The 26,506-nt window shown below is 68.9% G+C and carries 25 protein-coding genes and 1 tRNA gene; 18 read left to right on the top strand and 8 right to left on the bottom strand.

Going from position 1 to position 26,506, the window contains the following annotated elements:
* Nucleotides 1–42 precede the first annotated feature (42 nt).
* From nudC to ABNF93_RS34970, 5 genes are all read left to right on the top strand, one after another.
* Nucleotides 43–963, top strand: a complete 921-nt coding sequence (gene nudC, locus ABNF93_RS20705; protein WP_349329771.1) for an NAD(+) diphosphatase — start codon at nt 43–45, stop codon at nt 961–963.
* Between the two features lie 141 nt (nt 964–1,104).
* Complete coding sequence (locus ABNF93_RS20700) at nt 1,105–1,353, top strand: mycoredoxin (protein ID WP_349329770.1); 249 nt, start codon at nt 1,105–1,107, stop codon at nt 1,351–1,353.
* 409 nt (nt 1,354–1,762) lie between these two features.
* A complete protein-coding gene (locus ABNF93_RS20695) occupies nt 1,763–4,036 on the top strand; it encodes an ATP-dependent DNA helicase UvrD2 (protein WP_349329768.1) in 2,274 nt (757 codons plus the stop codon).
* Between the two features lie 852 nt (nt 4,037–4,888).
* Nucleotides 4,889–5,170, top strand: a complete 282-nt coding sequence (locus ABNF93_RS20690; protein WP_349329766.1) for a WhiB family transcriptional regulator — start codon at nt 4,889–4,891, stop codon at nt 5,168–5,170.
* A complete protein-coding gene (locus ABNF93_RS34970; RefSeq protein WP_502877597.1) occupies nt 5,167–5,484 on the top strand; it encodes a putative WhiB-interacting protein in 318 nt (105 codons plus the stop codon). The genes ABNF93_RS20690 and ABNF93_RS34970 overlap by 4 nt, the downstream gene beginning before the upstream one ends.
* 557 nt (nt 5,485–6,041) lie before the next feature.
* Here the strand turns inward: ABNF93_RS34970 and ABNF93_RS20685 are convergent.
* The 3 genes from ABNF93_RS20685 to ABNF93_RS20675 all read right to left on the bottom strand — a co-directional run bounded on the left by ABNF93_RS20685 (nt 6,042) and on the right by ABNF93_RS20675 (nt 9,623).
* Nucleotides 6,042–7,415 (bottom strand): ABC1 kinase family protein, encoded by a 1,374-nt coding sequence (locus ABNF93_RS20685; protein WP_349329765.1) that lies wholly within the window; start codon nt 7,413–7,415, stop codon nt 6,042–6,044.
* Nucleotides 7,416–7,507: 92 nt separating this feature from the next.
* Complete coding sequence (locus tag ABNF93_RS20680) at nt 7,508–8,386, bottom strand: LLM class flavin-dependent oxidoreductase (protein WP_349329764.1); 879 nt, start codon at nt 8,384–8,386, stop codon at nt 7,508–7,510.
* A 70-nt stretch (nt 8,387–8,456) separates the two neighbouring features.
* On the bottom strand, nt 8,457–9,623 hold the full coding sequence (locus tag ABNF93_RS20675; protein WP_349329762.1) for a ThiF family adenylyltransferase: 1,167 nt from the start codon (nt 9,621–9,623) through the stop codon (nt 8,457–8,459).
* A 178-nt stretch (nt 9,624–9,801) separates the two neighbouring features.
* Between ABNF93_RS20675 and ABNF93_RS20670 the strand changes: the two genes are divergently transcribed.
* Together ABNF93_RS20670 and ABNF93_RS20665 are read left to right on the top strand one after the other, a co-directional pair.
* Nucleotides 9,802–10,455, top strand: coding sequence for a hypothetical protein (locus ABNF93_RS20670; protein ID WP_349329761.1), 654 nt, complete (start codon nt 9,802–9,804; stop codon nt 10,453–10,455).
* The gene (locus ABNF93_RS20665; RefSeq protein ID WP_349329760.1) at nt 10,452–10,820 is read left to right on the top strand and encodes a DUF3817 domain-containing protein; all 369 of its coding nucleotides are present in this window, start codon (nt 10,452–10,454) and stop codon (nt 10,818–10,820) included. The genes ABNF93_RS20670 and ABNF93_RS20665 overlap by 4 nt, the downstream gene beginning before the upstream one ends.
* Before the next feature lie 138 nt (nt 10,821–10,958).
* Here ABNF93_RS20665 and ABNF93_RS20660 read toward each other — a convergent pair whose 3' ends face one another.
* Nucleotides 10,959–11,117 (bottom strand): DUF5679 domain-containing protein, encoded by a 159-nt coding sequence (locus tag ABNF93_RS20660; RefSeq protein WP_349329759.1) that lies wholly within the window; start codon nt 11,115–11,117, stop codon nt 10,959–10,961.
* Between the two features lie 701 nt (nt 11,118–11,818).
* Here ABNF93_RS20660 and ABNF93_RS20655 point away from each other — a divergent pair.
* The 3 genes from ABNF93_RS20655 to ABNF93_RS20645 all read left to right on the top strand — a co-directional run bounded on the left by ABNF93_RS20655 (nt 11,819) and on the right by ABNF93_RS20645 (nt 13,728).
* Entirely contained in the window at nt 11,819–12,331 is a 513-nt protein-coding gene (locus ABNF93_RS20655) for a M48 metallopeptidase family protein (protein ID WP_349329932.1), read from the top strand.
* 323 nt (nt 12,332–12,654) lie between these two features.
* Nucleotides 12,655–12,909, top strand: a complete 255-nt coding sequence (locus tag ABNF93_RS20650) for a hypothetical protein (protein WP_349329758.1) — start codon at nt 12,655–12,657, stop codon at nt 12,907–12,909.
* Between the two features lie 273 nt (nt 12,910–13,182).
* Nucleotides 13,183–13,728, top strand: a complete 546-nt coding sequence (locus ABNF93_RS20645) for an STAS domain-containing protein (protein WP_349329757.1) — start codon at nt 13,183–13,185, stop codon at nt 13,726–13,728.
* A gap of 149 nt (nt 13,729–13,877) precedes the next feature.
* Here the strand turns inward: ABNF93_RS20645 and def are convergent, their stop codons facing one another.
* On the bottom strand, nt 13,878–14,435 hold the full coding sequence (gene def, locus ABNF93_RS20640) for a peptide deformylase (RefSeq protein ID WP_349329755.1): 558 nt from the start codon (nt 14,433–14,435) through the stop codon (nt 13,878–13,880).
* A gap of 210 nt (nt 14,436–14,645) precedes the next feature.
* Between def and ABNF93_RS20635 the strand changes: the two genes are divergently transcribed.
* Entirely contained in the window at nt 14,646–14,843 is a 198-nt protein-coding gene (locus tag ABNF93_RS20635; protein ID WP_349329753.1) for a hypothetical protein, read from the top strand.
* Between the two features lie 62 nt (nt 14,844–14,905).
* Here the strand turns inward: ABNF93_RS20635 and ABNF93_RS20630 are convergent, their stop codons facing one another.
* Both ABNF93_RS20630 and ABNF93_RS20625 read right to left on the bottom strand, forming a co-directional pair.
* Complete coding sequence (locus ABNF93_RS20630) at nt 14,906–15,451, bottom strand: NUDIX hydrolase (RefSeq protein WP_349329752.1); 546 nt, start codon at nt 15,449–15,451, stop codon at nt 14,906–14,908.
* Nucleotides 15,448–16,908, bottom strand: coding sequence for a zinc-dependent metalloprotease (locus ABNF93_RS20625; protein WP_349329751.1), 1,461 nt, complete (start codon nt 16,906–16,908; stop codon nt 15,448–15,450). Before ABNF93_RS20625 ends, ABNF93_RS20630 begins: the two co-directional genes overlap by 4 nt.
* Before the next feature lie 229 nt (nt 16,909–17,137).
* Here ABNF93_RS20625 and ABNF93_RS20620 point away from each other — a divergent pair, with 229 nt between their 5' ends.
* The 5 genes from ABNF93_RS20620 (at nt 17,138) to ABNF93_RS20600 (ending at nt 23,271) form a co-directional block, all read left to right on the top strand.
* The gene (locus ABNF93_RS20620; protein ID WP_349329750.1) at nt 17,138–18,178 is read left to right on the top strand and encodes an NAD-dependent epimerase/dehydratase family protein; all 1,041 of its coding nucleotides are present in this window, start codon (nt 17,138–17,140) and stop codon (nt 18,176–18,178) included.
* 29 nt (nt 18,179–18,207) lie between these two features.
* Nucleotides 18,208–18,633: a molybdenum cofactor biosynthesis protein MoaE gene (locus tag ABNF93_RS20615; protein WP_349329749.1), complete on the top strand. Its 426-nt coding sequence runs from the start codon at nt 18,208–18,210 to the stop codon at nt 18,631–18,633.
* A 255-nt stretch (nt 18,634–18,888) separates the two neighbouring features.
* On the top strand, nt 18,889–19,941 hold the full coding sequence (locus ABNF93_RS20610) for a YlbL family protein (RefSeq protein ID WP_349329748.1): 1,053 nt from the start codon (nt 18,889–18,891) through the stop codon (nt 19,939–19,941).
* Between the two features lie 177 nt (nt 19,942–20,118).
* Nucleotides 20,119–23,112, top strand: a complete 2,994-nt coding sequence (locus ABNF93_RS20605; protein WP_349329747.1) for a UPF0182 family membrane protein — start codon at nt 20,119–20,121, stop codon at nt 23,110–23,112.
* A gap of 82 nt (nt 23,113–23,194) precedes the next feature.
* Nucleotides 23,195–23,271, top strand: a tRNA-Met gene (locus ABNF93_RS20600).
* 410 nt (nt 23,272–23,681) lie between these two features.
* Here ABNF93_RS20600 and ABNF93_RS20595 read toward each other — a convergent pair.
* Nucleotides 23,682–24,629, bottom strand: coding sequence for an aminoglycoside phosphotransferase family protein (locus ABNF93_RS20595; RefSeq protein ID WP_349329746.1), 948 nt, complete (start codon nt 24,627–24,629; stop codon nt 23,682–23,684).
* 288 nt (nt 24,630–24,917) lie between these two features.
* Here ABNF93_RS20595 and ABNF93_RS20590 point away from each other — a divergent pair, with 288 nt between their 5' ends.
* Entirely contained in the window at nt 24,918–25,409 is a 492-nt protein-coding gene (locus ABNF93_RS20590; protein ID WP_349329745.1) for an HIT family protein, read from the top strand.
* A gap of 296 nt (nt 25,410–25,705) precedes the next feature.
* Complete coding sequence (locus ABNF93_RS20585; protein ID WP_349329744.1) at nt 25,706–26,275, top strand: P-loop nucleotide/nucleoside kinase family protein; 570 nt, start codon at nt 25,706–25,708, stop codon at nt 26,273–26,275.
* Nucleotides 26,276–26,506: the final 231 nt, after the last annotated feature.

The raw sequence follows: 26,506 nt of genomic DNA, 5'->3' as shown, positions 1-26,506 counted from the left end.
AAGCGGCGGAGCCATGCCGACCGGGAAGTTACAGTGCACATCGTGCCGCGCCTTGCAGAGCTCGCCCTCGCCCGCTCCACCCTTGATCGCGCGACCGAGCGCCGCCGCAACGCTGCCTGGGTCGACGCCCGGTGGGCGGACCCGCGATGCCGGGTGCTCGTGGTCGTCGACGGCGAGGTCCCCGTCACCGACGACGCGACCGCCCTGCTCTTCACCACGCCCGAGGAACTGGACGACCCGCAGCCGCCGGAGGAGCGGTACCTTCTCGGGCTCGACAGTGAGGGAGTGCCGTACTTCGCCGTGCCGGGTCCTACGCCGGCCGAGCCGAACTCCTCCGCTGGCGGCAGTCGGCGGGCCGGTCTGCGTGACGCCGGCGCGATCCTCTCCGACCGCGACTCGGGTCTCTTCGTCCATGCTGTGGCCCTGGTCAACTGGCACGCCGCCCACCCGTGCTGCGCCCGCTGTGGCGCGGCCACCCGACCGACTGCCGGAGGGCACGTACGCCGCTGCCCGTCGTGTGGCGCTGAGCACTTCCCACGGACGGACCCGGCGATCATCGTGCTCGTCTTCGACGAGGACGACCGCTGTCTGCTCGGCAGGCAGCCCAGCTGGCCCGTGGGCCGCTTCTCCACCCTGGCGGGGTTCGTCGAGCCGGGCGAGCCGCTCGAGCACGCGGTGGCGCGCGAGGTCGACGAGGAGACGGGGATCAAGGTCGTCGATCCGGAGTACGCCGGCAGCCAGCCGTGGCCCTTCCCGTCAAGCCTCATGCTCGGGTTCTTCGCCCGCGCGGTGACGACGCAGATCAAGGTCGACGAGGAGGAGATCGCCGAGGCGCGCTGGCTCTCCCGGGAGGAGCTCCGTACGGCCATCGATTCCGGCGAGCTTCTGCTGCCGGGCAAGGTCTCCATCGCCCGGCGGCTGATCGAGACGTGGTACGGCGAGGAGCTTCCCGGTTCCTGGTGAGGCGGCTGGAGATCGGCCGGGCCTCCCGCGCGCTCCTGGCCCACCTGGTCGTGACAAACGAGGATCCGGGAAGAACGCGAAGCTCCGTGGTGTTAGGCAAGCGTCGGGTAACAACGGACGCATGTACCGGAAGGACCTTCGATGTCGAACTCCATCACGATGTACAGCACGCCGTGGTGCGGCTACTGCCGCCGTCTCAAGGGTCAGCTCGAGCGCGCCGGCATCGCCTACACCGAGGTGGACATCGAGCAGCACCCCGACGCGGCCGAACTCGTCGCCAAGGTCAATGACGGCAACAAGACCGTGCCCACCGTCGTGTTCCCGGACGGCTCGGCCCTGACCAACCCGTCGGTCGCGCAGGTCGTCGAGCGCCTCGGCGCCCCCGCCTGATCAAGGGCCCACGCTACTCACCGCCACCTCTCTCACCTTTCACGCGCGCCCAGGTGGCTCCCGTCCTTCCCGTGATCATGATGGTGATCATGAAGGTTACGTGGCGTATGGGCCCCGAAAAGCTTCATGATCATGGAACGGGTGCCCGCGCGCCTGCGGTTGTCCGCTGCGGCTGGAATCATGGTCCGGCGTGACTGACGCGAACGCTGCCGCCACGCACCTCACCTTGCTACCCACCGGCTCGGGACCGGCTGGCTCTGGACCGGCTGGCTCGGGACCTGCTGGCTCCGGGCCTACCGGCTCCGGGCATGCTGGCTCGAGTGCTGCCGGCTCGGGGCCGGCCGGCGGCGGGCCGGCCGCCCCTGGAAGAGCGTCTGGCGCGCCATCCCCGGACGCGGTCCTGGCGGCATTGGACCCGGAGCAGCTCGCGGCGGCGACCTCTCTGGACGGACCGCTCTGCATCCTTGCCGGCGCCGGCACCGGCAAGACCCGCGCCATCACCCACCGGATCGCCTACGCCGTCCTGTCCGGGCAGTGGAAGCCGCAGCGCGTCCTCGCCGTCACGTTCACGACCCGGGCCGCCGGTGAGATGCGCACCCGTCTCCGCGAACTCGGCGTGGCCGGCGTGCAGGCGCGCACCTTCCACTCGGCCGCTTTGCGACAGGCGCGCTATTTCTGGCCGCAGGTCTACCGCAGCGAGCTACCGCCGATCGTGGAGAGCAAGCTGCGTTACGTCGCGGAAGCGGCCGGGCGGTGCCGGATACCCGCCGACCTCGCTGGGCGTCGCGACCTCGCCGGCGAGATCGAATGGGCCAAGGTCAGCAACGTCCGCCCCGACGACTACCCCGTCGCCGCCGCGCAGGCGGGCCGCCAGTTGGCCGGTTACGACGCCGCGACGATCGCCCGTGTCTTCGCCAGTTACGAGGAAGTACGCCGGGACCGGGGCCATCTCGACCTCGAGGACGTCCTCCTGTGCGCTGTCGCCCTGCTGGCCGACTCGCCCAAGGTCGCCGAGGCGGTGCGGGCGCAGTACCGCCACTTCGTCGTCGACGAGTACCAGGACGTCAGCCCGGTCCAGCAGACGCTGCTCGACCTGTGGCTGGGCGACCGGCCGGACGTGTGCGTGGTCGGGGACGCCAACCAGACGATCTACTCCTTCGCCGGCGCGAGTCCGGCATACCTCCTCGAGTTCACCCGGCGACACCCCGGGGCGTCTGTCGTACGCCTCGAACGCGACTACCGCTCGACGCCGCAGGTGGTCAAGGTGGCCAACGGCGTCCTGGCCGATGCCCGCGGTGCGGCGAGCAAGCACCGGTTGACGCTGCGGGCCCAGCGACCGGACGGCCCTGAGCCGGTCTTCACCGAGTATCCCGACGAGGTAGCCGAAGCCGAGGGGATCGCCCGCGCGGTCGAACGCCTCGTCGGCCAGGGCACCCCACTCCGCGAGATGGCCGTCCTCTTCCGGGTCAACGCCCAGTCCGCCGCCTTCGAGCAGGCCTTCGCCGAACGCGGGATTCGCTATGTCGTCCGCGGCGCGGAACGGTTCTTCGACCGGCCAGAGGTGCGCGAAGCTCTGGTGCTCCTCCGTGGGGCGGCCCGGGCGGCCAACTCCGCTCCCATCGCAGCCGGCTCCTCGGTAGCCGCCACGCCTGGCTCCGCCGACACAGAGACCGCCGACGCAGATGCCGCCGCCGACGCCGGCTCGGCCCCTGACGCCGGCTCGGCCCTCGACGCAGAGGCCACCAGCGACGCCGACGCCCCCTCGCCGGAACTGCTCGCGGAAGTGCAGGCCGTCCTCGGCGCCATCGGTTGGACACCAGAACCACCGAGTGGTTCCGGTGCCATGCGCGAACGCTGGGAGTCGCTGGCGGCACTGGCGTCCCTCGCCGGCGACCTGTCGCGCGAGCGGCCGGGTGCTGACCTCGCGGCGTTCCTCGGCGTACTCGACGAGCGCGTGGCTGCCCAGCATGCGCCCGCGGCAGACGGGGTGACGCTGGCCACCCTCCACGCCGCGAAAGGTCTCGAGTGGGACGCCGTCTTCCTGGCCGGTATCCACGAAGGGACAGTCCCGATCACCTACGCCGACACCGCGGACCAGGTGGAGGAGGAACGTCGGCTGCTCTACGTGGGCGTCACTCGTGCCCGCATTCACCTCTCGGTCTCCTGGGCGCTGGCCCGCACGCCCGGCGGCCGGTCGCGACGATCAGCGTCGCGGTTCCTCGCCTCCGTCCGTCCGCAGGGGAGCGCGGTAGCCGATCGTCGTGCGGAAGGAACGAATGGTGGGCGGTCGGGCCGCAAGGCCCAGCGCACCGTCGCCCGCTGCCGCACTTGCGATCGCCCGCTCCAGGACGCCAGCGAACGCAAGGTCGGCAGGTGCGGGGACTGCCCTGCGACCTACGACGAGCAGATGTTCGAAAAGCTTCGGGCGTGGCGGCTCGAACAGGCGCAGGAGCAGCGTGTCCCTGCCTACTGCATCTTCACCGACGCGACCCTGGTCGCGATCGCGGAGACCCGACCCACCGCGGCCGCCGAGCTGGCGAAAGTCCCGGGCGTAGGTTCGACGAAGCTGGGCCGGTACGCCGAGGACGTCCTCGCGATCTGTGCCGGCGGTTCACCGACGCGGAAGGTGTCGTCCGACGACCCTCCCGCGGTTCAGGGCGAGCTTCTCCCGCCGGAGAGCTGAGTCGCCGAGGTCCCGTCGCGCCGGACCTCGTGGGCACGAAACGGTAAAGGCTGCAGGTCCCCCCATTAATTGCATTGCTCTCGGCAGGGGGGAGGCGTAGTGTCAGCTCGACCCCACACCGCCGCATCGCGGTTTGGCATGTCCGAGCAGAGGGAGGTGCGCCAGATGATCATGGTGATTCGTCATCGCCGTGAGCTGACGCTCGGTGCTCCCCGCTCGATGACACCTGCTCGGCGGTCCATCTCATACGTCTCGCCCGCGTTCCAGGGGACCAGTCTGCCCACAGGCGGATTCGATTCGTGCGCGCGCGGCCGGAAGGTCTATCGCGATGACACCGCCAGCCAAGGCCACGTGAGCGTTCTTCCGTGGAGCGCGGAGCTTCCGGCGACGCCAGCCGCGCCCACGACCGGTGTCGAGCAGAGCAGTGTTCTCACGACCGGCCGCATTCCTGCCGGTCTTTCCGCCCCGTCCGCCGCCACCCTTCCGATCAACGTGTCCGTCCCGGCCAACCTGTCCGTTCCGAGCAGCGTTTCGCGGCGTACCACCAAGGGACCCTTGTCGGGTGTCCCAGCCTGGAGCCCTCCGGTCTTATGACAAGACCTGACCGGCCACCAGGGCCGCGGAACCCGACTCGGGATCCGCGGCCCTTTTGTTTGCCCAGTTCGAACGAGATGACCAGCCATGGAAAAGCCCAGCCCATCGAGTTGCCAGTCCGATCGAACCAGCCAGTGCGATGTCGACGACGACAGCCAGGGAGTCAGTCAGGCAGTGAGACACACACCCAACAAGGAAGCCAGCACAACGAGACCAGGCCAGCAGACACAGACCAGGACACAAGGAGGTGACCGGAAAGTGAGTCTCAGCGTCCTCGACGGTGTACCCGAGGTCATCAGCGAGTTCGAACTTCCCTGCCGGTCGTTCGATCCGGAGCTCTTCTTCGCAGAATCACCTGACGATGTCGAGTTCGCCAAGACCATCTGCGTCGACTGCCCGATCAAGCGCGAGTGCCTGGACGGTGCTCTCGCTCGGCGCGAGCCGTGGGGAGTCTGGGGCGGCGAGCTGTTCATCGCCGGTGTGGTAGTTCCGCGGAAGCGGCCGCGTGGACGTCCTCGCAAGAACGAAGTCGCCGCATGACCACCATCCGACTGAGGACGGAGTCCGGGGAATGCCCGGCCGCCGCCTCCTATCCCACAGAGAACCCGATGACCAGAGACCTCTCGGTCGATACCCCGGCGCGTGCGATTCCGGGCGATGCGGCCACCGATCTGCCAAGGAGCACCTCCGTGCATCTTCTCCACGAAGAGCTGGCACGCGCGCAGATACATGAGCGTGTCAGTAAGTCCAGCAAGACACGACAAGCGACTCAGCTCGTCCGCGCCCGGCGGCTGAGCCGTAAGAGCCGGGAAGCCGCGTTGCGGGCCCGCCTCATCCGGGCGCGATTCGGATAAGAACCGAGCAGGGTCGGGCATCTCGTGAACACCGCGATGCCCGACCCACTCTTCTCGAACGCGGGGTCGGGTACGCGGAAGATCGCCGCCATGCCCGACCCGCGTATCCTGACCGGTGAACGATGCCGGGTACCCCGGGACTTGCCGCGATGCCCGCTCTCGCCCGCATTCCGACGCGCCGGACGACAAAAGGGCCGCCCTGCGCCTTGTCTGGAATCGCATTCCGTCACAATGTCTGTCGAAATATTCTGCGCTTGCAGGGGCCCGTTTCGAAGCATGTCTGTCCCGCGGCCGTTACACGGTCGCGCGACGATGGTGCGTACGAACGAATCGGCCTACTGGACGGGTTCAAGGCGAGAAAGTGACGGATCAATGATCGAGTGCGACCTTTGCGGCGTTCACGCGCCAACCGAAGACCTGCCGCTCAGCTGGGCGGTGTCGTTCACGCGCGATCTGACGTCGAGCTACTACTGCGGGCCGTGCGCTCGCGCCAACCTTCACACCATCGAGGGCCGGCTCGACCCCGTGGGCCGGTGAGGAAACGGCGGGCCTGACATTCAGGCTTCGGCCGCCTCGTCAGCCTCGTCAGCGGAAACGGCTTCTGCGAGGCAGCCCGCCGGCAGGTCGGAGAATCCGGGCAACCAACGTTCCAGTTCCTCCCGGAACGGCGCCTCGGCGCCCAGCTGGGCCAACACTCCGATTCCGCCACCCCAGACCCGGTGGATCAGGAGGTACGACGGCGGAAGGTTGAGCCGGAGCGCTGTCCTGGCGCCGTCAGCACGCACGTCGCTGATCCGCTGGAACTGCGTCCGCATCCACTCTCTGGTGAAGCGGAACGTCGCGGTCTGTGCAGGCTCGGTGAACGGCTGAAGGTAGTCGTGCAGGCTCTGTGGATCGATGTCGACGTCCGGCTTGATGAAACCTTCGGCGCGCAGCCCTTCGGTCACCGCGTGGAAGTCGCCGTCGAGGCCGATCCGCAACAGCCGGCCGATCTGTGGCGGGAAGCCGCCGGGGAGGCGGGCTACCAAGCCGTAGTCGACTACTCCGAGGCGCCCGTCCGGGGTGATGCGGTAGTTGCCGGGGTGTGGATCCGCGTGCAGCAGACCCGCCCGCGCCGGACCCGAGAAGAGGAACCGTACGAACAGGAGACCGGCGCGGTCCCGCTCTTCGGTCGTCCCGTTGGCGATGACCTCGCTGAGTGGTGTGCCGTCGAGCCAGTCGGTGACGAGCACTCTCGGGGTGTAGAGCCGCACCGGCGGCACCGCGATCTCGGGGTCGCCGTCGTACGCCGCCGCGAATCCGGCCTGTGCTTCGGCCTCGAGGGTGTAGTCGAGTTCCTCGCCGATGCGGGCCTTGAGCTCTTCGACGAGTGGCTTGATGTCCATACCGGGAAGCCAGACCGCGAACAGCCGGCTGAGGCGGCCGATCTGGTTCAGGTCCGACCGCAGGGCGTCGGCGGCGCCGGGGTACTGGATCTTGACCGCCACGTCCCGCCCGTCGGACCACCGTGCCCGGTGCACCTGGCCGATCGACGCGGCGGCGGCCGGAGTGTCGTCGAAGCCACGGAGCCGGCGGCGCCAGTGCGGTCCCAGTTCCTCCTCGAGCACCCGGTGCACCGTTGCCGCCGGCATCGGCGGAGCGGCGTCCTGGAGTTTGGTGAGCGTCGCACGGTAGGGCGCCATCAGCTGCTCGGGGAGGGCTGCCTCGAAGATCGAGAGCGCCTGGCCGAACTTCATCGCGCCGCCCTTGAGCTCGCCCAGCACGCGGAACAGCTGATCGGCGGTGCGGCGCTGCAGGTCGGCTGTGACGGCCTCGACCGGCTTGCCGCCCAGCCGCTTGCCGAGGCCGACCGCGGTACGGCCGGCGATTCCCAGGGGCAGGCCGGCCAGCCGGACGGTGCGGGCGAGACCTTTGCGAGGAAGATCGCTCACACGTCCATTGTCCGCTTCCTGGGCAAGTGCCGCGTCCTGCCCAGGGAGTAGATCGCCCTCTCCGGAGTGGGGCTGTCGGTTCGCAGGCGTCGTCACCCGACCGACCCTAGACGGGCGGGGCGCGGGGGTCCCGCACGGAGCCGGCGTTCGGAGGCAGATCGCACCTCGTCGGGGTCCAGGCTCGACCAGTCGGCGTCCAGCCACCAGGTCGCGCCGGCGTCGGCCCATGGCCGGACGATCTCGGCGGCCGCCACCGGGTCGTCGTGGGGCGTCGTACCCTCCATCACGACGTCGTAGTCGTCCATCGTGAGCCCCTGTGCCGCCCGGTGCGCCCTGATCCAGTCGGTGCCTTCGGCGAGCATGTCGGGCGTGAAGTCGGATCCGGCCGACGTGTCGTGAGGCGCGTAGTGAGGCAACCAGCCGTCCCAGGCAGCCGCTCGGCGCATCGACTTCGGGCGCGGCCAGCCACCGACCACCCAGACCGGGATGCGCGGCTTCTGTACGGGCGGTGGAGCTGCCGGCGGGACCAGCGAGCCGGTGGCGCGCGAGCGGAAATGCTTGCCCGCATAGTCGAATGGTGTGCCCGTCCACAGCTTCGACACCATCGCGAGACCTTCGTCGAGCCGCTCCGCGCGCACCTTGCGTCCGGGATCTGACTCGAACAGCCACCACCGGTCGTCGCCCGTGACGCCCAGACCCACCGACAGGGTGACCCGTCCGCCGGAGAGATTGTCGAGCGTGGACGTCTGGCTCGCCAGCTCCCACGGCTGGCGGCGGGGGAGCGGTGTGAGCATCGTGCCCAACCGGATCTGGTTCGTGGTCATGGCGGCAGCGGTGAGGCTCACCCAGGCGTCGATCGCCCAGATGCCCTCCCAGACGAAGAAGCCGTCCCAGCCGTGCTCCTCCGCCATGGCCGCGAGATCGCCGGCTGTGCGGGCATCGCCATAGGGGAGTACGAATCCAAAGCGCATAGGCGCGACCCTAGGCCCTGGTTCCGACTACTCGCGTTGCATGAAGACTGCCCACATCCCGCCGCCGCCCTCAGGCCGCTGCCATCGGTGACGAGCCTGAACGGCGGTGGGCCGACGAGCCGGTGGAGCGCGGAGTCTTCCCGGCGTCTCGCGGACCATCCGACTCGTCGCTGGCGTGCTGTTCCGGGTCGAACTGGCACCCGCACGCGGGATGGGCAGACCACGTACGTCGGCGTACGGAACCGAAAGGCAGGTCCATCTCGATCGTCGCGTCCAGCGACGGCGGCCGGCCGCCCTCGAGGAACGCCAGGACATGCATGACGGCGTGGGACGCGAGCGCGGTCCCGAGGACCACGTCGCAGGCTTCAGCCCCTCGGGGCGCCGCGAGAGCCTGGGAGAGCACGCTCGGCCACCGAGGATCGTGCGCCGTACGCCGCAGGTCGTGACACCGGATGCACGAGGACACCCCCGGGAGTACGAACGGACCGAGGATCGCCCGCCCCTCGCGCATGCGGACGAAGAGGTGGGGCAGTCCTGCCCGGACGAAGGCGTCCGCCATCCTGCGATCGGGCTCGTCGTCGGGCGCGATCACCGCCAGATCGGGCCGCTCGAGTGGATGGCCGGGACTGACCGCCATGACCTCGGTCGACGGTGCGGCCCGGGCGGCGGCCCGAGCCGCGCCCTCGCCGCGAGGCGTACCGACGTCGGCGGCGACGAGACCGGCCGGCGCCAGGTCACCCGGAGCGGTCGGAGCCTGGTCGTCGACGACGACTCGAGCTACCCCGGAGGACGACACCAGCGTGATGATCGACGCGCCCACCCGCCCGGCGCCGAACACCGCGATGTGCGCTTCGCGCCGGCGGCTCATGGTCGCCACGCCACCGTCGATCGAACCCTCGGCCACCGAACGCGCCGCCAGGTCGGGCAGGAGACGTTCCCGCTCGGCGGGCCCCAGACCTGGCACTGCACCAGCCGCGGCGCGTCCGGCGTCGTCGAGCGCGCCGCCTTCCGCGAGCAGGCGAAGGAGCCGCCTGGTATCGGCTCCGCTGCCGCCGTGCGCGACCGCCTGCGTGACGAGCGCGTCCTCGGTGCGTATGCCGGTCAGGGAATCGACCACACCCGCGAGCACCGGATCGAGCCCGGTGAGGACGAGAGTGTGGGCAGGGTCGAGACCGACCTGGAGCGTATGGGGATCCCGCCATATCCGATGCAGGGCAGGTTTGATTCGTGGCCGCACGATGGTGCCTCCCCGTGTGTGCTGGCGCCAATTGCGGACGCCTCCGCCCGCAGGGGGAGAAGCCTGCCACGTCCGTACGGACGCCCGCGGGCGTCATCCACAGGCGGTGTTAGTGTCGGCCGCGAGGCATCGACGCTGGACGAGAACCACACCGAACGAGGAAGTCGAACCCGACATCATGGACGACGCGCGCACCGAGGCGGAGCAGCCCGCCGCCGCGGCCGCACCGTCCTTCCGCCGGCTGCTCACCCCGCGGTGGATCGCGTTCACGATCACCGTCGTTCTCGCCGTGGCGGCGTTCCTGTTCCTGGCGTGGTGGCAGCTGAACCGCTTCGAGTCGTCGTCTGGCAGCTGGCAGAACTTCGGTTACACGCTGCAGTGGCCCTTCTTCGCGGCGTTCGCGGTCTACCTGTGGTGGAAGCTGCTGCGTGAACCAGCACCTCCGCCGGATCTCGAGTCCCACCGGGTGGCGGACACAAGCGCACCGGCTGGCCCTGGCCGCGTGGACCCAGCCGCCGTCACGCCACACGACAGCGGAGGCCTGCTCGCCGGCAGTGACGTCTCTTCTGGCGACGACGAGGCGGCGTTGCCACCCCTACCTTCGAAGCGACCGCTGGGGTCGCCCGTGCCCGACCCGATGGCCCGGGCGGCCGATGATCCTGAGCTCGAGGCGTACAACGACTATCTCGACGCCCTGCACCGCCGGTCGCTCCGCGTCGCGGCGGGGCATGGGAGATCCACGAGCGCGGCGCCACGCGGGGCCGGAGCACGTGGGAGCGGCGCATCTGGGGGCGGAGCAACTGGAGCCGGAGCACCTGGGGGCGAGGGATGACGGCCGACGCCGACGTACCGGTGACTCCGCCGGCGACGACATCGCAGATGGCGCCCGAACTGCGCGGGCGCCTCACCCGGTTCCGGGTGATCGCGTACGTCGTGGGGGTGTTTCTGCTGGTTCTCGCGCTCGTCGCGATGCCGATGAAGTACCTGGGCGATGACGCGCGTGCGGTCGCGATTGTCGGGCCGATTCACGGGTTCCTGTACATGGTCTACCTCGTGCTGGGGGCTGATCTCGCCCTCCGGGCCCGCTGGTCGGTGCGGGGGACCCTGGCGGTGCTGGTAGCCGGAACCGTGCCGTTCCTGTCGTTCCTCGCCGAGCGGATCGTCACGCGTCGCACCAGGCGGGGTGAGCGGGTCTAGCCGTGTCCAGCGCCGTCAGCTGGATCTGGGCGTCGCGGAGGACAGGAACCGGCGCGAGGCCAGGCAGCCAGAACTCGCCCAAGGTGGAACCATGCGGGGCGGCCCATCGTGCGGCCGCCCCTTCGGTGGCCAGATTGCTCAGGCCTTGCCGAGGATCCGGTTGAGGTTGGTGCCGCACTCGGGACAGGTGGCCTTGGCCATCCGCGTGCCCTTGTCGTTCACCTTGACCTCGCCGGTTGCATTCCGCTTGGCCTTGCATTTGACGCAGTAGAACTCGCCTGTGTAGGTCTCCGCCATGACGGCCCTCCTCGCTGTGCTGGGTCGGGGCAGGGCGGGCCCGCCCGGGCCGCCCGATCTCGGGTCACCTTATTCCAGCGCCGTCCACGACTCCGTGCGCGGCACCCCATGGCCATGTCCTGCCCATGGTGTCCCCTTTTATACCCGTGTGTGCGTGATGGTCGCGGGATGTGCCTCCCGGACGGCGCCGTGTCGACGCTACCCGTGGTTGACGGCGGGTCAAACCCGACCCCCCGAGATCGTCAAAGCCGACCGCCCCTCGATCGCCACCTCGTGGCCCCAGCGGCTGCTGATCGACAGGACGCAGTGATCGACATATCGCCGTGGTCGACAGTGCGTGGTCAACAGTGCGTGGTCGACAGTGCGGGACACTCTGGTCGCCGTCGCCCCACCACGCTGTGTTATCCACGGCTGTGGAAAAGCCTGTGGAGAGCATGTGCACATCTGGGGGATTCCCGGTGGATGAGGTGTGTGCACACCTGTGGACGCTTGGCACCTTCTGTCCAGGACTATGAGCCTGACCTGCGAGTTCACCGGTCGGCGGCCTGTGGGAATCCGGCGCTTCGCGCGTGGATGGGGCAGCCCTTGTCGGTTGTTGGGGGTACCTTGCTGGGGTGGCCGAACCGGCGTCGAGGCAGCGGAGCCAGGCGCGCCCGAGTTCACGCATAGACCGGGCGCGTGATGAGCCCTACCACGTGGAGGTGCGCCGCAGCGCCCGCCGCCGCCGCACCGTGAGCGCCTACCGGGAGGGCGACCGAGTAGTGGTCATGGTCCCCGCCCGAATGACCCGCGCCGAGGAGCGCCGCTGGGTCGACGTCATGCTCGACCGGCTCGCCGCGCAGGAGCGTCGCCGGCGGCCGAGTGACGCCGAGCTCCTGACCCGGGCCCAGACGCTGTGCCAGCGCTACCTCGGCGAGGTCTCCGGGCCAGCCAGCGTCCGATGGGTCTCCAACCAGGGCATGCGCTGGGGATCATGTACGCCGAGCGATGGGACGGTCCGGCTGTCCTCGCGGCTGCAGGGCATGCCGGTCTGGGTCGTCGACTACGTACTCATCCATGAGCTCGCACACCTGGTCGAACCCGGGCACACACCGCGATTCTGGGAGCTCGTACGCCGTTACCCCCAGGCCGACCGCGCTCGCGGTTACCTCGAGGGGGTCTCGGCCGCGGCGCAACTGTCGCTCGCGGAGTGCGAGAACGAGAACAAGAGCTAGTCAAGCCCGTGGGTCGGCGCCAGGACGGCCCGGACCGGATTTCACCCTCGACCTGGCGCAGTTTCATCCCCTGCGGACGTGGTCGCACCCCCTTCCCTCGTCGAGGCTGACGGTGGAGGGGCCGCGCAGGGGGAGGTGCGGGAATGCTGTGGGTGATCAGCGCTGCCGTGATTGCAGTGCTAAGTCTCGCGATCGCCGTCCTGTGGCGGCGACGTCGTGTGGTGTACGCATCGGGCGTTTTCCGGTGCAGGTTACGAAGCTCGTCGTGGGGTCTCGACACGTTGACGCAACGCTGGTCGAGACATGTTTCCTACGCTGTGTGGGTGCATGACGTCCTTGTCGTGTATCGGGGGATCGCACTGACGCGGGTACTGCTGTTCGCCTGCCGGTTCGCCGAGGATCTCGAGGACGCGCCTGCCGACCTTCGCCGGTTGGGTCCGTGTCCGCTGCTGCTCAGGCTGCGGCTGGACGACGGAGCCATCGTGGAGGTGGCGGCGCCGAGGCGATCCTGCGGCGATCTGGTGGGGCCGTACGTCGCCGCGCAGTTGCATCCGTCGGAGCGCCGGTCGGGCCGCTGAGCTCACCGGATTCGCGCCGGGCTCACCTGCTGCACCCAGTCATGGGTCGGGTGCGTGGGTCCGGCTCGTTGTCGTGTCTCCATGACGCCGCCGCACGGGCGGGAACTCATCGCGCATGCGCCCGGCCCCGAGGCCGTTGCGGTGTGCCCGGAGCACGGTGCCCGGGGATTTTGCGCTTGCCCAATCATCCTGCGCGGGTGAGGCCCCCACCCACCCTCCTCGCGGAGACTTTTCGCAGAAGTCTTTTGGGGGAACGACTTTGCGGGGGACGGAATGCTGCTCGACGATGTGTTCTCACTTGCCCGCCGAGTCGCTCCGCGTGGCACCGGTCTTCGCTGGCCGGTCCCGAGGGTACGCAGTCAGGTCGCACCGGAGCTTGCGCGGACCGATGCGTGCAGGGCCTCGATCGCCACAGATGTCCTGTGCCTCGCGCCGACCCGCGCCCTCGATCACGAGGTCGCCCCTGTGGTGGTCGGCGGTGTTCTGAACCGGGTCGCGGAATGCGATCCGGTTCCCGTTGTCGTCGTCCTCTCCCTCCAGCACACGCCCGAGATCGACGACAGTGCGTGCGAGGCCCTGATCGAGTTGCACTACCGGCTACGGGCCAACGGTGTCCGTCTGTACGTCGGCGCGCTCCGCTCACCGGTCTTCGAGCGTCTTCGGGCGGCCGGCGTGGTGTCCAGGCTCGGTGTCGACGCGGTCTGGCCGAGTTTGCAGACCGCCATGCTCGCGGCATATGGCGAACTCGCTGGTCCCGCGGTGGTCACCCGGGAGGTGGTCGCGGCGCTCGAGTTGCGCATGGTCGCGCTGCCGTTGTGAGTTCGGTCGTAGGACCCGACGGGGTTGATCCTCGCGGGCGTCTGCGGAGCAGCCTCCCCGCCTCCGCTGGAACGCTCGCGCTCAGCCCAGATGTACCGCCAGCCCGGACGTACGGCCAGCCCGGACGTACCGCCAGCCCGGCCCCCTCCTCAGGCCGGCCACTGCGGGTCGAACTCGTCGGCGACCTCCTCCGCCTCCCCGAACAGCTGCCGCCGGGTCCGCTTGGACACTCGGTCGGCGAAGACGATTCCCTCCAGGTGGTCGGTCTCGTGCTGGAGACAGCGCGCGAGCATCCCCGTGCCGTGGATGACGACGGGCGCTCCGCTGTGGTCGAAGCCTCGGACCGCGGCGCGGTCGGGACGCGCGCAGGGTGCGTACGCGCCCGGCAGCGAGAGGCAGCCTTCCTCGGAGTCGTCGAGGTGTCGGTCCGCGCCGGTCGGCAGTTCGAGGACCGGATTACAGACAACGCCTTCGACCATGACCTGGTCCTCGTCCGGGCAGCGGAACACGAAGACGCGGAGGTCGACGCCGATCTGGTTGGCGGCGAGTCCCACGCCGTCGGCGGCGACCATCGTGGCGGTCATGTCCGCGACGAGCGTCGCGAGTGCTTCGTCGTACGCCTCGACCGGGCGGCATGGTCGGTGCATGACAGGCTCGCCCCATCGGGTGATCGGTCGGACGGATCCTCCGTCGGGAAGCGTGCCCAACCCCACTCCTTCCGTACGGCGAGCTCGTGCGTTCTCGCCCTGTGCCGTCGCTGGTGCGGAGATACCGTACGGGGTCGGCCGGCATCGGCCACGGGAGCCCTGAGGCGCGGACCTTCTCGGGGCAGGGAAGGAATGTCACTGCCCTTGTCCGGAATGGGCGGGATGTACGGAATCCCCGATCAAGGGGTGAACGCCGGTATGGTCTCGGACATGTCGAATGTGAAAAGGGGCGACGAGGACCCCGGCGCCAACACGGCCATGTTCCAGCGCTTCGTCGATGACGGTGCGAAGCCGGGAGCCCGACCTCCGTGGGCACCCAAACCCCGGCAGACCGCCCTCAGGATCGCGGCGGTGGTCGGCGTGGTCGTCGTCGCGCTCGTGATCCTCGCGGTCGTCCTCCTGGACTGACCTGCGGGTTCAAGGGCTGGAACGCCCTCCCCGCGGGGCCTGCCGCTAACTCCGGACGCTGGTCAGCGGCTCAGCGCAAGCGCGGCGACCGCGGCCGTGACGCTCTGCGGCACTCCGGAGGCAAGGTCACGCGGCAGGTCAGCGACCGGAAACCAGCGAACGTCACGTGACTCTTCGCTCACCGCGGGTGCCTGATCGGCGGGCGAGATGCCGAGGAACTGGACGTCCAGGTGCGACTCCACACCGCACGGCGCTCCATGGCGGGACAACATGACCGGCTCGCGGCTGCCCGTGAGTTCGTCCAGCCCGGTCTCCTCCCGCGCCTCCCGCAGGGCCGCGGAGCCCAGCGAGACGTCGTCGGGTTCGCAGTGTCCCCCCGGTTGGACCCAGCGGTTCAGCCGGTTGTGAAGGACCAGCGCGGTATGCCGCCCGGTGGGGTCAAGGACCACCATGCTGGCGGTGAGATGGGCAGGTGCGCAGCTGCGCCACACCCCATCGGAGTGCCGCGCCAGGTGGGCGAGATAGTCGAGCCGGAGGGCCTCCTGCTCGGCGTCGGGGGCCTTCCACCGGGAGAGCGACGCCACGGCGTCATCATGCAGCGAGCTCACCGGCCGGATCCAGGCGTGTCAGGCCCCTCCTGGTCAGGGCCCTCCTGGTCGGGGCCCTCCTGGTCGGGGCCCTCCTGGTCGGGGCCCTCCTGGTCGGGGCCCTCCTGGTCGGGGCCCTCCTGGTCGGGCCTGTCTGGGCTTGGGCGGTCGCCGGGACCCTCCGAGCCGGGTTCCTCCGGCGGAGCAGCCGCCCCGCCGCCATCCGGTGGTACGTCGAAGCCCAGGTCGCCGAGATCCATCCGGTCCGGAGATCCGGCCCGCTCGGCGAACCCGCGCGGGTCGTCGAGATCGTCGCCCGACGGCAGCATGTCGGGATGTGCCCACAATGCCTCTCGGCCGGTGATGCCACGGGTCTCCCGCAGCGTCGCCCACAACGTGGCGGCGTCCCGCATCCGGCGCGGACGGAGTTCGAGGCCGACGAGGGTGACGAACGTCTGCTCGGCCGGCCCGCCCTCGGCTCGGCGCCGGCGTACAGCCTCGTGGAGGGAGACCGCGGACGGCATCCGCGGCGCGGCGGCGGCGGTCACCACGTCGTCGACCCAACCCTCGACCAGTGCGAGGGCGGTCTCCAGCCGGGCGAGCGCGGCCTTCTGCCGCGGTGTCTCCTCGGGTTCGAGCAGGCCGCTTCCGAGGGCATCCTGCAACGCCTCGGGGTTGGCCATGTCGATCCTGCCGGCGAGGTCCTCGAGTTTGCTGACGTCGACGTGCATGCCGCGTGCGTAGTCCTCCACGGCGGAGAAGAGGTGGGCCGACAGCCACGGCGCGTGGTGGAAGAGCCGCTGGTGGGCACACTCGCGCAGGGTGAGATAGAGGCGTACGTCGTCCTCGGGCAGCCCCAGCCCGGTGCCGAACGTGGCGACGTTGGCCGGGATGAGCACCGGCTGACCGAGTGGACCCAGTGGGAGTCCGATGTCGGTCGACCCGAAAACCTCGGTGGCGAGCTGGCCGAGACCCTGCCCGACCTGGGCGCCGAACATCATTCCGCCGACCTGGGTGAGGACGCCGGTGAGCTGGGCTCCCATCGGTCCAGGCTGCTCGGGTAGCGCCTTCTCCATCGCGCCGACGACATGGGTCGCGAGGGGTTCGATCAGCTTCTTCCAGGCGGGAAGGGTGCCCTCCAGCCACTCGACGCGGTTCCAGGCGAGCGCTTCGCCGGCCGAGCCCGCGGGCAGGCTCGTGGCGTCGTCCAGCCAGTGTTCGGCGAGGCGGACCGTCTGGTCCACGGTCGTACGTTCGGCCGCGGTCAGCGAGGCGTCGCCGGCCTGGCGGATCGTCTGGCGGGCGGTTTCCTCGGCGAGCTGCCAGTTGATCGGGCCGCCCTGCCACGAGAACATGCTTTGCAGCTGTCCGAAGATCGCGCTGAGGTCGAACCCCGCCAACGGGTTGTCCGAACCGCCGGGTTGCCGCTTCTCGGGCTCCTCGCCCTCGTGCCCGGCACCGGGCTCGTCGTTGCTCACGGTTGGACCTCCGGCAGGATGAGAGATGGCTGCGTACGGATGATGGTGTGCGGGGGGCTGGTGCACGAGCGCGCCACGGCCGTACGTAGCACTGCGTTCATATCGTCCAACCTAGCCCGGGAGTTTCCAGCTGAACGACGAACCCACCCGCGTTCGTGCCCGGCGGAGCCGCCGCACGACGCGCCGGCCTGCCGTCACGGCGCGCAGGGGCGGCGGACTGGTGGCGGCGGTGACCGGCGCGTCCACGGGAATCGGGCGGGCCCTCGCCGCGCGGCTGGTCGGGCTGCCCGAGATCAAGCGGGTCATCGGGATCGACGAGCGCCGAGGCGATCTCGAGGGCGTCGAATGGCGGGTCCTCGAGGTTCGTGATCCCGCGATCGCGCAGCGCATCTCCCGCTGCGACGTCGTAGTCCACCTCGACCTCGACCGCTCGCCCGACTCCGACCCGCGGCAGCGGAGCGCGCGCAACGTGGGTGGCACGCAGACGGTGTTGACGGCGGCAGCCGCGGCGGGCGTACCCCGGGTGGTGCTGTGTACGAGTGCCATGGTCTACGGCGCCGCCCCGGACAACTCCGTGCCGCTCGACGAGGACGGGCCGCTGCGGGCACGGCCCGAAGGCATCGTGTCGGACATGCTGGAGATGGAGTGGCTTGCCCGGCGCGCGCCGAAGGCGCATCCCGGGTTGTCTGTGACCGTCGTACGCCCGTCGATGCTGGTCGGGCCCGACGTCGACACGTTCCTCACCCGGCACTTCGAGGCGGCGAGGCTCCTGGTGATCCGGGGGAGCAAGCCGAGCTGGCAGTTCTGCCATGTCGACGACCTCGTGAGCGCGCTGGAGTACGCCGTGCTGGGCAAGGTTGACGGTCCGGTCACGGTCGGCTGCGAGGGCTATCTCGAACAGGACGAGGTGGAGATGCTGTTCGGCCTGCCGCGGCTCGAGCTTCCCGAGGGCCTCGCCCTCGGTGCTGCCGAACGCCTGCACCGGTTGGGCCTCACCCCCGCCCCGGCCAGCGATCTCGCCTATGTGAGCCACCCGTGGGTAGTGTCGTCGGCGAAGTTGCTGGCCGCCGGTTGGCAGCCGGCCTATGACAACGTGACGGCCTGCGAGGTCCTGGCGACCGACGTGGCCGGGCGGCACGCGGCGCTCGGTCGGCGGATCGGTCGGCGCGAGACCGCGACGATGGGTGCTGCCGGCGCCACCGTGGCTCTGCTGGGCGCCGCGGCCGTCGTACGCAGGGCACGGCGGAGAAGATCGCGAGGCGGGACATGACGCGGGTGGCTTCAAGTTCGACCGGGCCGATGGCCGATGTGATCCGGCTGCTCGACGTACGAGAGACGCCGCTGTCGGTCGACGAGGTCCTGGCGGCGATCGCCGATCGCCGGGCCGGTGGGCTCGCGCTGTTCGTGGGAGTCGTACGTGAGGAGGACGGCGGACGCGGAGTGACCGAACTCGGGTACGAAGCGCACCCGGCGGCGATCGAGGAACTCCGCCAGGTCGCCTCGGCCGTGGCGGCGGCGCATCCGGTGTGCGCGGTGGCCGCCGTCCACCGGGTGGGTGACCTCGCGGTGGGGGAGGCCGCGGTGATCGTGGGCGTGGCCGCGCCGCACCGGGGTGAGGCGTTCGACGCCTGCCGGCAGTTGATCGACGACCTCAAGGCGCAGGTGCCGCTGTGGAAGCACCAGCGCTTCACCGACGGCTCCGCCGAATGGGTCGGCGCCGGATAACTCGTTCGCCCCGCTCGGCTCAGTTTTCCCGGGCTCCCCGTGATCATGTTCGTGATCATGTCGGTGATCATGAAGACTTTTGGGGTCTATGGGCCAGTTTTCCTTCATGGTCCCGATTCCTTTCATGATCACGAACATGATCACGAACATGATCACGAACATGACGACCGACATGATCACCGGGGCTGCGAACAGCGGGGATGATCGCGAGGACCGTCGCGGGTGCTTACGGGACGGTCACCTACGCTGGGGCCCATGTCTCGCCGTGTCGCGACGATGACGCTGACCGCTGTCCTGCTCATCGCCCTCGTAGCCGTCGCCTGGCTGGTTCCTGTGCCGTTCGCCGCGATGAGCCCTGGGCCCACCGAGAACACTCTCGGCACCGTCGACGGCAAACCCATCGTCCAGATCAGCGGGCACGAGACGTTCAAGACCAACGGCGCGCTCGACCTCACCACCGTCGCGGTGAGCAGCCCTGACCAGAAGCTGGACCTCATCAGCGTCATCGTCGGCTGGATCGACCCACGCGTCGCGGTCGTTCCGTACGACTATCTCTATCCCGGCGACCCCACCCCGGAGCAGGTCGAGCAGGAGAACGCCGAGGCGATGCAGACGTCCCAGCAGACAGCCGTCGCGGCCGCGCTGCGCCAGGCGAACGAGAAGGTGACACCGGTCGTCCAGGTGCAGGCCGTCGTCGAGGACACACCGGCCGTCGGCAGGCTGAAGGCCGGTGACGTGATCGTCGCGGTCGACGGTAAGCACGTCACGGGTGCCCAGGATGTCGTCGACATCGTGGGCAGGCACAAGCCGGGCGACCGGATCCAGTTCGCCGTACGCCGGGGCGGCAAGGACGTCGACGTCTCCATCACCACGGCGAAGTCACCCCAGGACCCGGGCAAGGCGTTCGTCGGGATCACGCCGTTCGACGGCTTCGAGTTCCCGTTCAAGGTCACCGTCAACCTCGGGCAGGACATCGGCGGCCCCAGCGCGGGCACGATGTTCGCGCTGGCCATCGTCGACAAGCTGACCAAGGGCAGCCTCACCGGCGGACACCACATCGCGGGCACCGGCGCTATCGCGGCCGACGGCACGGTGCAACCCATCGGCGGGATCCAGCAGAAGATCGCCGGGGCGAAGGAGAACGGCGCCGAGACCTTCCTCGTCCCAGCCGCCAACTGCGAGGCGGCCGCGGCGGCCCAGGTCGACGGCATCCGCCTGGTCCGGGTCGACACGCTCCGTGGCGCCGTACAGTCCCTCGAGCGGCTGCGCGACCAGCCGTCGGCGCGTGTCCCGAGCTGTGCGCGATGAAGGCGACGGGCCGCCGACGACGCGACAACGAACCGACCATTGCGGCCATCGGAGCGCGGGGCGTCGCGGGGGAACCCGGGACGTTTTCGCTAAGTTTCCCTTCCAGGGATGATCTGACCAGGCGGCGCCTCAGCCACGGGCAGGAGCCCGACCCAGACCTCCAGGAGCGATGACGACGTGAGCAGCTTCTCCGCACCGCGCGATCCTTTCCGGCGCGGACCCTCGGGCCCTCGCGGCGGCAACGTCCGTACCAGGGCGCTCGTGCCGACGATCATCGTCCTCGTGGTTCTGGCCGCCGTCTTCGCCGTCTTCACGAGCTTCTGGACCGAACGGCTGTGGTTCGGCTCGGTCAACTACTCCCAGGTGTTCACGACCACGCTGCTGACGCGGTTGGGCATGTTCGTCACCTTCGGTGTCGTCCTGGGGGCGGTCGTCTTCGCCAACCTGGCGCTCGCGCACCGGCTCCGGCCGCGCTACCGCACGATGTCCAACGAGCAGCAGACGCTGGACCGCTACCGCGACGTCATCGACCCGCACCGCAAGCTCATCGCCGGCGTGGTAGCGGGTCTCCTCGGCCTGATCGCCGGCTCGAGCGCGTCGGGGCGCTGGGAGACGTTCCTGCAGTGGAGCAACGCGACGAGCTTCGGCACCAAGGATGCGCAGTTCGGTCTCGACGTGTCCTTCTACGTGTTCGGCTATCCGTGGTACCGCTTCCTGATCGGATTCGGCTTCGCGATCATCCTGTTGTCGCTGGTGGCGGCCCTGGTCGCGCACTATCTCTACGGCGGGATCCGGCTGCAGACCCAGGGCCAGAAGGCGTCCGCCGCGGCACAGGCGCACATCTCGGTGCTCCTCGGGCTGTTCGTCCTGTTGAAGGCCGTCGCCTACTGGTTCGACCGCTACGGCCTGGTGGTCGCGGCGCACCAGATGTCGAACTCGAGTTTCACCGGCATCACCTACACCGACGCGCACGCGGTCGTACCGGCCAAGACCATCCTCACCTTCATCGCGGCGATCTGCGCGGTGTTGTTCTTCGCCAATGTCGTACGCCGCACCTGGATGCTCCCCGGCCTCGGCCTCGGCCTGCTCGTCCTCTCCGCCGCCCTGCTCGGGTGGGCGTGGCCCGCGATCGTGCAGCAGGTCCAGGTCCGTCCCAACGAGCCGGTGCGCGAGGCGAGCTACATCCAGCGCAACATCGACGCGACCCGGAAGGCGTTCGGCGTCTCTGACACCAAGGTCACGAGGTACGAAGCCGAAACCACGACGAGCGAAGGCCAGCTCGCCAACGACGCCGAGACACTTCCTGGCGTCCGTCTGATCGACCCGGCCATCGTCGGCCCGACGTTCGAACAGCTGCAGCAGGTCCGTGGGTTCTACTCCTTCGCCGAGCCGGCGCTCGACGTCGACCGCTACACCATCGACGGGGAGACCCGCGACGCCGTGGTCGCGGTCCGCGAGGTCAACCTCGACGGCGTACCCGCCGACCAGCGCAACTGGAACAACGACCACACCGTCTACACCCACGGTCACGGTGTCGTCGCGGCCTACGGCAACCAGCGGACCAGCGAGGGCAGCCCTCAGTGGATGGAGGGCAGCATTCCCAGCCGGGGCGAGCTGGGGAAGTACGAACCGCGGATCTACTTCGGTGAGTCGTCCCCGCCGTACTCCATCGTCGGCGCGCCCAAGGGCACCGAGCCGGTCGAGTTGGACATCCCGGGCGGCAGCGCCGACACCCAGACGACGAACACCTACCAGGGCAACGGCGGAGTGCCGCTCGGATCGTTCGGCAGCCGGCTGCTCTACGCCACGAAGTTCCAGGACTTCAACATCCTGCTCAACCGGTCGCGGATCAACTCCGAGTCGAAGATCCTCTACGACCGTAACCCCCGGCAGCGCGTGCAGAAGGTCGCGCCGTGGCTCAACGTCGACTCCGACCCCTATCCCGCCATCGTCGGTGGCCGGGTCAAGTGGATCGTCGACGGTTACACGATGTCGGAGAACTATCCGCTCTCCCAGCGGCTGCTCCTCAACGACGCGACCTCCACGTCACTCACGCCGCAGCCGGCGATCGTGGGGCAGCCGAGCGAGCGGCTCAACTACGTCCGCAACTCGGTGAAGGCGACCGTCGACGCCTACGACGGGAGCGTGCGGCTGTACGCCTGGGATGAGAAGGATCCCATCCTGCGTACCTGGATGAAGGCGTTCCCAGGCACCGTCGAGCCCAAGGCCGCGATGCCCAAGGCGCTGATGGGCCACGTCCGCTATCCGGTGGACCTGATGAAGATCCAGCGCGAGGTGCTGGCGCAGTACCACGTGACGGACGCGGGCGCGTTCTACCAGGGCACCGAACGTTGGAAGGTGCCGGCAGACCCGACGAAGGGCGCGCAGGACGCCACGAAGCAGCCGGCGTACTACCTGTCGGTGCAGATGCCGGGAGCGGACGGGCCGGAGTTCTCGTTGACGTCGACCTACATCTACTTCAACCGTGAGAACCTCGCCGCCTTCGTCGCCGTCAACGCCGACGCCACGTCGAAGAACTACGGCAAGATCCAGGTGCTCCAACTCGACGAGACCCAGATCGACGGGCCGAGCCAGATCGCCAACAAGCTCGACTCCGACACCAGGGTGGCCGACGCCATGTTGCCGCTGACCCGTGGTGACAGCCAGGCCCAGAAGGGCAACCTGCTGACGCTCCCGGTCGGAGGCGGTCTGCTCTACGTCCAGCCGGTCTACGTCCAGCGCGGTTCCGGTGACGCGGCCTATCCGCTGATGCGGCTGGTTCTCGCGTCGTTCGGGGGTGGAATCGGGGTCGGGCCGACACTGCAGGATGCGCTCGACATGGTGTTCGCCGGTAACGCGGGCGCCGACACCGGCGAGAACCCCGGCAGCGAGCAACCGCCGGAGGAGCCTGGCGAGTCGCCCGCACCGCCTACCTCCGACGCAGTGGCGCGCGAACTGGCCGCAGCAAGTGAGGCATTCGAGGAGGCCGAGGCTGCCCTGAAGGAGGGTGACCTCAGCGCCTACGCCGACGCCGTGGAACGCGCGCAGGCGGCCGTCGCCCGGGCAGCGGAAGCCCGTCGCGGTGGGCAGGGCGGTGCCGAGGACGGCGCCACCCCCACGCCCGAAGCACCCGCGACCGGCACGGAGCCACACGAACCGGATGCGGGCTGAGGCAGGCCAGCCGGGGATGGCTGGTGCGGGGATTGACCCGATTTGCTGTTCTCCAGCCATCCCCGTACTCTTGTCCAGGCGACGCGGGGTGGAGCAGTTCGGTAGCTCGCTGGGCTCATAACCCAGAGGTCGCGGGTTCGAATCCCGCCCCCGCTACCAGGCAAAACGCCCCTCAGAGGCTCTCTCTGAGGGGCGTTTTCAGTCTCGATGTGACCAAACTTGTGACCAGACAGGCGCTGTGTCGCCGAATCTGGCTCTGTTCTTGATCAAGGCGCCGCTGACGCGGCGCACCGCCCGGCCGCCGCCCTTGCGGGCGGCCGTCCTCGGGCTCGCCGGGCGGGCCAGCGGAGATCTCCAGAGTCGACGGCAAGCCTCACAGGTACGGTGACCGCCCCGCCCTCCTCGCACGCCAGTCTCCGGCCTCCGCTCCTGGCCTCAAGAGCGCCTTCGGCGTCACGCGTGATCGGCTGCGCCGACTCTTGACCCCCTCCGCTCCGACCTTCAATCTGGCTGGTTGCGAGGACGACGGGGAAGAGTGGTCACAGGGGTCAGGCCACCCGCAGGCGGTCTCAAGCCAGAAGCTCGGCTATCTGCTCGATGATCCAGGCTGGCTTCCCGGCCTTCCGGCTCTTATGTGCCCCGGTCGCCGCCCGAACTTGTGCCCAACGGATGGCCCGTTCGCGTTCGATCTCAGCAGCGTCGGCGAAGATGGCCAACCGACGCCGCAGCTCCGCCTCCAGGTCGACGGCTTGAAGCAGGCTCGCAGCACCGCGCTTGAGCACCTCGAGCGCGTCGTAGGCGAGGTCGCCGGCCGGTCCCATAGGGTCGATCGCCAGCCACGGCTCGCGGTGGGAGCGTACGACGTTTGCGAAGTGCAGATCACCGTGGACCATGGTGTCGGGTTGCTTGCGGGCGAGGTCCTGGATGGTGGCGAGCGCCGCGCCCAGTGCACGCTGTGACAGCGGATGGCCCAGCAACTCGGAGTTCTCGTGGAGCGACTGCTCCCACCCTTCGGCCCGATCAGATAGCCGAGGCAGCTCGCCCGGGGCCGGGACGGCCAGTCGTCGGGCAAGCTGTCCGGCCACGGCGGTTGCCTGGTCAACGTCGCCGAGGTCCTCCAGCGTCTGCCACTCGCCCTGCTCCAACAGCATGGCGAACTTGGCGTCGTCCCGTTCGTACAGCAGCACGGCGCCACGCCCACCCCAGACGGCGTAGGCGTGAGCTTCGTACATGTTGACTGGATGGGTGAAGGAGACCTTCAGGACAGCTGGCGAGCCGTCGTCACGCTGCACGGGCAGGATGATCCCGAGATGGCCGCGAGTGATCGGAGCGGTCGGAGTGCAGCGCCACCGCCGTAGCAACTCATCTACCAAGCCAGGTAGAGACGCCAACCAGGCTCGACCAGGATCGCCCTCACGATCGACAAGCTGGCGCGCAAAATCCTCCGGGCTCTCGATCACCACGGCAGGATAGACGCCTTTCCCCGTGCCTCCGACGAACCAGTGACCACTCGACATGGCCGCCATGGTCGCCGTGCCCTCCGCGTGCCCCAAGCCAGGGCCGATCAGGGTACGCAGCGGTCAACGACGGTCACGACAACCGGACCCCGACACGGCGACGATCTACGCTCAGTGCAGCGCGAGACCGCGACGTTCCTTTGCAAGGCAGGGATACCTCAGGTCTCCAGCGCCTAGGCATGAACCTCACTCCATGTGGGAGGCCCCACGAAGAGCAAGGCCATCTTCAGGGATGTGTCCGGTCCAATCCACGACGTCGACTGGTCCAGCTGCGCACCAAGTACCAACATGCCGATCATGTCGATAACCAATGGCTTCAGACTGCCCCGCCGTGATCCGTGCCCTTACTGCCGGAATCTCGCCGGCGAACCATCACCGAAGTCGGGGCCATGCGCTGTTGTCACCGAGGATGAGCTGACCCGCACGTTCGTCAACCCGTTCTCATTCGGGGGCTGCCCGGGACACCTGCTCGTCATCCCCAAGCGCCACGTAGAAAGCCTCTTCGACCTCGAACCGGCCGAAGAGGCTGCACTCATGACCGCAATGATGCAGGCCGCTCGCGCCGTGCGCGCAGTTCTCGACCCCGACGGTGTGCTGTTGATCCAGCGAAACGGCATCGCAGCTGGCCAGGAGGTACCCCACGTCCACTTCCATGTCATCCCGCGCGCAGCTGGCACCCCGGTCCCTCCACCGGAGTGGGTTCCGCTGATCGAGTACGCCGAACGACAAGCTCTCGCACACCGACTCAGCGACTACGTGAAGGGCCTCAGCGTCGTATAGCCCGCAATGTACATGGCACCCTGGACTCCAACACCAGCGCTCTGGCGTGGAACCCACGTGCAACAAGCAGCCGGACGGCCTTGGACTGGCCTGGACAATCGAGGGTTTCCGACGCCCTCTCTCCAGCGCCAACGAGCAAGTCTGAACTGATCTGGACAAGCGGGCATGGGTCCTAACCCGTGTGTCACCAAGCTGGTAGCGATGCCATCCACGTCCCGTCTCAGGCTCATCGGCCGGCGGGGGCTCGGGCCCCGCTCAGGATGTTCCGGTGTGGCTATTCCTGTATCGTCCCCGCGATGGACCTGGTTTACCTGTATGGGCCGCCGGCCGTCGGGAAGCTGACCGTTGCGAAAGAGCTCGCCGCTCGCACGGGCTACCGGGTGTTTCACAACCACTTGGCCATCGACTGTGTTCGGCCGGTCTTCGAGTTCGGGAGTGACCCGTTCTGGCGCCAGGTACGCGCGATCCGTGAGGGCATCGTGGCCGAGGCAGCGCGCTCAGGACGGGACCTGATCTCCACGACGGTCTACAGCCATCCGGACAACGATCCGCAGACCATGCGACGTTTCGAGGTCGTCGAGAGCAACGGCGGGCGCGTGTGCCCGGTGCAGCTCACCTGCTCAGAGGAAGTCCTGGAGGCACGGGTGCCGGACTCGCAGCGGAGGGCGGCAGGAAAGCTCGCCACGGTCGAGGGTCTGCGCCGGGCCATGGCCGAACACGACCTGTTCACGCCCATACCCTGGCGCGAGAGTCTGCATCTCGACACCGGCGTCCTTGGAGCATCCGAAGCAGCGGAACGCATCATCGCGGAGTACCGCCTACCTGCACTCGACCGAGCGGATCATGGTCCGACGGCGTGCCCCTGAGGTGCCCCCGAACTTCCCTCACTAGCCCTCAACAGCGGCCGCGTACCAGGACCAGTTCACGGTCAGCGACATTCGGACCCAGGGGCGACCTGCGCACGAGAACCGGTTCTGTCTCAAATTTCGTGAGGCGGTGGGCCGGTCGGTGACTGTTGGTGGTGGTGTCATGTGAGTAGTACTCGTTTCCGGAGGAGGTCGAAGTTTGCGCGGCCGAACATTTGACGTTTGAGGTAT

It is taken from the genome of Actinopolymorpha sp. B9G3 (genome assembly GCF_040120725.1).
Taxonomy (GTDB): Bacteria; Actinomycetota; Actinomycetes; order Propionibacteriales; family Actinopolymorphaceae; genus Thermasporomyces.
The sequence above is the reverse complement of the archived record's forward strand: the minus strand, read 5'-3'. Positions and strand labels throughout refer to the sequence as shown.

Coding starts and splice junctions, on each gene's coding strand:
- ABNF93_RS20700 (WP_349329770.1), top strand. CDS start 1,105: ATGTCGAACTCCATCACGATGTACAGCACGCCGTGGTGCGGCTACTGC.
- ABNF93_RS34970 (WP_502877597.1), top strand. CDS start 5,167: ATGACCACCATCCGACTGAGGACGGAGTCCGGGGAATGCCCGGCCGCC.
- ABNF93_RS20680 (WP_349329764.1), bottom strand. CDS start 8,386: ATGCGCTTTGGATTCGTACTCCCCTATGGCGATGCCCGCACAGCCGGC.
- ABNF93_RS20670 (WP_349329761.1), top strand. CDS start 9,802: ATGGACGACGCGCGCACCGAGGCGGAGCAGCCCGCCGCCGCGGCCGCA.
- ABNF93_RS20665 (WP_349329760.1), top strand. CDS start 10,452: ATGACGGCCGACGCCGACGTACCGGTGACTCCGCCGGCGACGACATCG.
- ABNF93_RS20660 (WP_349329759.1), bottom strand. CDS start 11,117: ATGGCGGAGACCTACACAGGCGAGTTCTACTGCGTCAAATGCAAGGCC.
- ABNF93_RS20645 (WP_349329757.1), top strand. CDS start 13,183: ATGCTGCTCGACGATGTGTTCTCACTTGCCCGCCGAGTCGCTCCGCGT.
- ABNF93_RS20635 (WP_349329753.1), top strand. CDS start 14,646: ATGTCGAATGTGAAAAGGGGCGACGAGGACCCCGGCGCCAACACGGCC.
- ABNF93_RS20615 (WP_349329749.1), top strand. CDS start 18,208: ATGGCCGATGTGATCCGGCTGCTCGACGTACGAGAGACGCCGCTGTCG.
- ABNF93_RS20610 (WP_349329748.1), top strand. CDS start 18,889: ATGTCTCGCCGTGTCGCGACGATGACGCTGACCGCTGTCCTGCTCATC.
- ABNF93_RS20595 (WP_349329746.1), bottom strand. CDS start 24,629: ATGTCGAGTGGTCACTGGTTCGTCGGAGGCACGGGGAAAGGCGTCTAT.
- ABNF93_RS20590 (WP_349329745.1), top strand. CDS start 24,918: ATGCCGATCATGTCGATAACCAATGGCTTCAGACTGCCCCGCCGTGAT.
- ABNF93_RS20585 (WP_349329744.1), top strand. CDS start 25,706: ATGGACCTGGTTTACCTGTATGGGCCGCCGGCCGTCGGGAAGCTGACC.